Genomic DNA, 5,800 nt, shown 5'->3' on the forward strand with positions numbered 1-5,800 from the left:
CTTCAACGGCAATTCGAGCGCCGCCAATGCCACGATTGGCGTTACAATCCAAGGAACGCTCGACTTCTACGACACCGCGTCTGCCGGCAGCGCCGCCATCACCAACAAGGGCGGCTTCGTTGGCTTCCATGGCGCCAACACCGCGGATGGCGCCACGATCATCAACGATACGGGGGGAAAGGTCGACATCTCCGAAATGACGTCGGACGGTATCGCGATTGGCTCGCTTTCGGGCGATGGTCTCGTCTTTCTCGGCTCGAAGGTGCTGACGCTTGGCGGATTGGATAAGAACGACACCATCGGCGGCGTCATCCAGGATGGCAGCACTGGCATCGGAGGGAGCCTCGTCAAGACCGGCGCCGGCACGCTGACGCTGAACGGCGTCAGCACCTATACCGGTCTGACCACCATCGGCGGCGGCAAGCTCGTTGTCGGCGACGGCAGCCATTCCGGGGCAAGCATTGCTGGCGCCATTGCGGTTGCAGCCGGCGGCACGCTCGGCGGTTCGGGAACGGTGGGTACGACCACGATCGCTTCTGGCGGCACGATTACGCCGGGCAATTCGATCGGCACGCTGAATGTGTCAGGCGATTACACGCAGGAGATAGGCTCGACCTACGAAGTCGAGATCAATCCGGCCGGCAATTCCGACCTGATCGACGTGACGGGCAAAGCCACCATCCAGGGTGGCACCGTCTTCGCGCTCAAAGCGCCGGGCGGCTACAGTGCCGGAACCCGCTACACGATCCTGAGCGCGGATCAGGGCGTGACCGGCACCTATGATGCGTTCGACCAGAACGCCCCGTTTGTCGATCTGGCACTCGCCTATGACGCCAGTAATATCTATCTCGACGTTGCCCGCAATGACGTGTCGTTCTGCGACGTGGCCGGCACCCGCAACCAGTGTGCCACCGCCAATGGCGCCGAAAGCGCCGGGCCGGGCAACCCGATCTACGATGCAATCGCCGGCCTGCCGGACGATGAAACCGCACGCGAAGCCTTCGATGTGTTATCTGGCGAGATCCATGCGTCCGCCAAATCGGCGCTGATCGAGGACAGCCATTTTGTCCGCGATGCCATCAATGACCGCCTGCGTGCGGCCTTCGAGGGGGTAGGTATCCCGGCAACGCCGGTGCTGGCCTATGGCGAAGGCGGTCCGATGCTGGCGCCTGCCACCACCGATCGCTTTGCCGCCTGGGGCACGGCTTTCGGGTCATGGGGTTCCTTCGACGGCGACGGCAATGCCGCAGGCCTCGATACCTCCACCGGCGGCTTTCTTACCGGCGTCGACGGCCTTGTCGCGGAGGATGTGCGGCTTGGCATCATGACTGGCTACAGCCACACGAGCTTCGATGCCGACGGCCGATCCTCGTCAGGCTCGAGCGACAATTATCATCTCGGCCTTTATGGTGGCACGCAGCGGGGCGCTCTCGCCTTCCGCTCCGGGCTTGCCTATACGTGGCATGACATGAAGACATCGCGCTCGGTGGCCATGCCCGGCTTTGCCGACAGCCTGAGCGGCGACTACAACGCTGGCACCTTCCAGGCGTTCGGGGAACTCGGCTATCGCATCGATACGCCAGTCGCGGCCTTCGAGCCTTTTGCCAACCTCGCTTATGTCAACCTGCATACGGACGGCTTCACGGAAAAGGGCGGTGCGGCGGCATTGACCAGTGCAAGCCAGACCACCGACGCCACCTTCACCACGCTTGGTCTCAGAGCCTCCGCCGGCTTCACGCTCGGCGCCATCAATGCCACAGCGCGCGGCATGCTGGGCTGGCGCCATGCCTATGGCGACGTCATACCGACCAGCACACATGCCTTCTCTGCCGGTGATGCCTTCACGATCGCTGGCGTGCCGATCGCCAAGGACAGTGCCGCCATCGAAGCGGGGTTCGATCTCAACCTGACCGATGCCGCAACCCTCAGCGTCGCCTACCAGGGTCAGTTCGGCTCCGGCGTCCAGCAGAACGGCTTTAATGCAAAACTCAACGTGGAATTCTAATCAAGCGGGAAGGATCGTTCCGGAATGACTGCCCCTGACGGAAAAGGGGCTATTCAATCCGCTTGTCGCATCGCCCAGGCGGTCGTACGCCAGGAAGCGAACCTCGCGAGCGCCAGGCAGGAAGCCAGCCTTATCGCCGCCGGTCGGAGCGAGCCTACAAGGACGTGCGCAACTGTGATGAACGCGAACGCTGCGACCGCAGGTGCCGGACTTGATCGCGCAGAAGCGGACGCAGGAGCAGCTGGGAGGATTGTGTGGCGCGAAGCGGACCCTCCCAAGGTTCGGCTTTCCCCTAAACGCTTTACAGCCCGGTTTGGTAGCGCTACCGTTTCGGCCTAGCGTGAGCCTGGGAGGAGCCAGGGCTGTCGCTAGCGGAAGCGTTGTTCCTTCGACGACGTCGCAGGAATTTGTTGGGAGGATCGATGGCGTCTGTCGCAATTGGCGAAGTCTACAAATCATTCGGCGCTGTCGAGATCCTGCACGGGGTCAGCGTGAACATCGAGGACGGCGAGTTCGTCACTCTGGTCGGACCATCGGGCTGCGGAAAATCAACCCTTCTCAGAATGATCGCCGGCCTGGAAAAGATTTCACGCGGCCAGATCGCGATTGGCGAACGTGTCGTCAACAACGTTGCGCCCAAGGAGCGCGACGTCGCCATGGTCTTCCAGAACTATGCGCTCTACCCACACATGACCGTTGCCGAGAACATGGCGTTCTCGCTGATGCTCAAAGGAGTTTCCAAGCCGGAGAGCGATGCAGGCGTGCGCCGCGCGGCCGAAATCCTTGGGCTGGTGCCGTTGCTGGCGCGCTATCCTCGGCAGCTTTCCGGCGGCCAGCGCCAGCGCGTCGCCATGGGCCGCGCGATCGTGCGTGATCCGGCGGTCTTTCTCTTCGACGAACCGCTGTCCAATCTCGACGCCAAACTCAGGGTGCAGATGCGCGCCGAGATCAAGGAACTGCACCAGCGCCTCAAGACGACGACAGTCTACGTCACGCACGACCAGATCGAGGCCATGACCATGGCTGACAAGATCGTGGTCATGCATGACGGCATCGTCGAGCAGATAGGGCCGCCGCTGGAACTCTATGACCGGCCGAACAATCTTTTTGTCGCCAGCTTCATCGGCTCGCCGGCCATGAATTTGCTGAGGGGCGAGATCGCTATTGACGGCTCACCCTCGTTCCGCGGCGCCGGGGGGATTTCAGTCCCGTTGGCCTCGGCACTTTCCATCCCCAATGGCGAGCCTGTGGTGCTGGGAATAAGGCCCGAGCATTTGCGGCTGTCCGACGACCGGGGCATTCCGGTCACCGTCGCGGTGGTTGAACCAACCGGGTCCGAAGTGCAGCTCATCGGCCGGACAGCCGGCGGCGAAGAGATCGTCGCGAATTTCCGGGAACGACATTCCTTCACGCCGGGCGAAACCATCCGGCTTACGGCCGAGCCCGGCCTCATCCATCTCTTTCACGGAGAAACCGGACAGAGGTTCCAAACACGTACCGATCAGTAGGACCACAGGCAAGGACAACAAGCAGGAGGAAACGAGCATGAAGTTCACCAGACGTGACGTGATCCGCACCACCGCCGGCGCGGCGGCGGGTGCCTTGGGAAGTCGGTTCATCAGCTCTCCGGCCCTTGCCCAGGACGGACCGAAATACAAACCCGAGGATGGCGCCAAGCTTAGACTGCTGCGCTGGTCGCCCTTCGTCCAGGGCGACGAGGACCAATGGCTGGCCAACACCAAGCGCTTCACCGAAGCGACCGGTGTCGCGGTCCGCGTCGACAAGGAAAGTTGGGAGGACATTCGCCCCAAGGCGGCGGTCGCGGCAAATGTCGGCTCCGGCCCCGACCTGATGTTCGTCTGGTTCGATGACCCGCACCAATATCCCGACAAGCTGCACGACGTGAGCGAACTCGGCGAGTATCTCGGCTCGAAATACGGCGGCTGGCATGATGGACCAAAGCAATATGCGACCCGGGAAGGCAAATTCATCGGCCTGCCACTGGCCACGATCGGAAATGCCATCGTCTATCGGGAAAGCTGGGTGAAAGAGGCCGGCTTTTCGGAGTTTCCCAAGGACACGAAAGGCTTCCTGGAACTTTGCAAGGCCTTGCAGGCGAAGGGCCATCCGGCCGGCTTCACGCATGGCCATGGCGTCGGCGACGGCAACAACTATGCTCATTGGCTGCTGTGGAGCCATGGCGGCCAGATGGTCGACGAGAGCGGCAAGGTAACGATCAACAGCCCCGAGACCCTCAAGGCCATCGAATACGCGCAGGAACTCTACAAGACCTTCATTCCAGGCACCGAAAGCTGGCTCGACGTCAACAACAACCGCGCCTTCCTGGCCGGCGAACTGGCTGTCATCGCCAACGGCATCTCGGCCTACAACACCGCCAAAATCAATAAGGACAATGATCCGAAGCTGGCTGAAATCGCCAAGGACATACGCACCACCAACCTGCCCATCGGCCCTGTCGGCAAATCCGTCGAATTGTTCCAGGTGACCACGGCTGTCATCTTCAATTACACGCCCTACCCCAACGCGGCCAAGGCGTATTTGCAGTTCATGTTCGAGGAACCGCAAATGAAGGACTGGATCACCTCCTCGGCCGGATATTGCTGCCAGACCCTGAAGGCATTCGACAACAACCCGGTATGGACTGCCGATCCCAACAACGCCGCTTACGCCAAGGCTTCGGCTACTCTGCGGCCTAACGGCTATGCCGGGCCGCTCGGCTATGCTTCGGCGGCAACCATGGCCGACTACGTGCTGGTCGATATGTTCGCCAAAGCGGTGACCGGCCAGGCGACGCCGCAAGAGGCAATGGAAGAGGCCGAGAAGCGGGCAAATCGCTATTATCGCGTTTGAGCCGGCTCAGCCGGGCAGCGCGGCTGCCCGGCTGGCTTCGGATTGCATCGTGGCCGATCCGGCCGATCAATGAGACCTCAGCAGGAGCCGACCCATGGCTGTGCCGTCAGCTGCTATCCAGCCGCGATCTTCGATCTTCTCACGGATTCTATCGCGCTGGAGCGAAAGCCGGAACGCACTTGGCTTCGGCTTCATGCTTCCGGCGGCTGCACTGCTGCTTGTCTTCCTGACCTATCCGCTGGGGCTCGGCGTCTGGCTCGGCTTCACCGACGCCCGCATCGGCCGCCCCGGCATCTTCATCGGCATCGAAAACTATGAATATCTGTGGAGCGACGCCGTCTTCTGGCTCTCCGTCTTCAACACCTTGCTCTACACGATCAGCGCTTCGATCCTGAAATTCGCGCTCGGCCTCTGGCTGGCGCTCCTCCTCAACCAGAACCTTCCCTTCAAATCGTTCTTCCGCGCGATTGTCCTGCTGCCGTGGGTGGTGCCGACGGTGCTCTCGGCCATCGCCTTCTGGTGGATCTACGATTCGCAGTTCTCCATCCTCTCCTGGGCGCTGCAGCAGATGGGACTGATCGACCACCGCATCAATTTCCTTGGCGATCCGGAGAACGCACGCGCCTCGGTGATCGTCGCCAATGTCTGGCGCGGCATTCCTTTCGTGGCCATCACGCTGCTGGCCGGCCTGCAGACGATTCCCCAATCGCTTTACGAGGCCGCGACGCTCGACGGCGCCAGCCGTTGGCAGTTGTTCCGCTATGTGACGCTGCCGTTGCTGACGCCGATCATCGCCATCACCATGACCTTTTCGGTCCTGTTCACCTTCACCGATTTCCAGCTGATCTATGTGCTGACTCGCGGCGGGCCGGTGAATGCCACCCATCTGATGGCGACGCTCTCGTTCCAGCGCGGCATTTCCGG

At 61.8% G+C, this 5,800-nt stretch carries 4 protein-coding genes; all 4 read left to right on the forward strand.

What is annotated here, in order from left to right; all coding sequences use genetic code 11:
- Nucleotides 1-2,005, forward strand: a 2,005-nt coding sequence (locus tag ENZ75_RS18255) for an autotransporter domain-containing protein (protein WP_348630618.1), incomplete at its 5' end; no start/stop codon positions are given.
- 422 nt (nucleotides 2,006-2,427) lie between these two features.
- Nucleotides 2,428-3,513 (forward strand): sn-glycerol-3-phosphate ABC transporter ATP-binding protein UgpC, encoded by a 1,086-nt coding sequence (gene ugpC / locus ENZ75_RS18260; protein WP_063168933.1) that lies wholly within the window; start codon nucleotides 2,428-2,430, stop codon nucleotides 3,511-3,513.
- A gap of 37 nt (nucleotides 3,514-3,550) precedes the next feature.
- The gene (locus ENZ75_RS18265; protein ID WP_013529762.1) at nucleotides 3,551-4,876 is read left to right on the forward strand and encodes an ABC transporter substrate-binding protein; all 1,326 of its coding nucleotides are present in this window, start codon (nucleotides 3,551-3,553) and stop codon (nucleotides 4,874-4,876) included.
- 94 nt (nucleotides 4,877-4,970) lie between these two features.
- Nucleotides 4,971-5,800, forward strand: an 830-nt coding sequence (locus ENZ75_RS18270; RefSeq protein ID WP_164887860.1) for a sugar ABC transporter permease, incomplete at its 3' end; no start/stop codon positions are given.

It is taken from the genome of Mesorhizobium sp. M7A.F.Ca.CA.002.04.1.1 (genome assembly GCF_004022805.1).
GTDB lineage: Bacteria > Pseudomonadota > Alphaproteobacteria > Rhizobiales > Rhizobiaceae > Mesorhizobium > Mesorhizobium ciceri.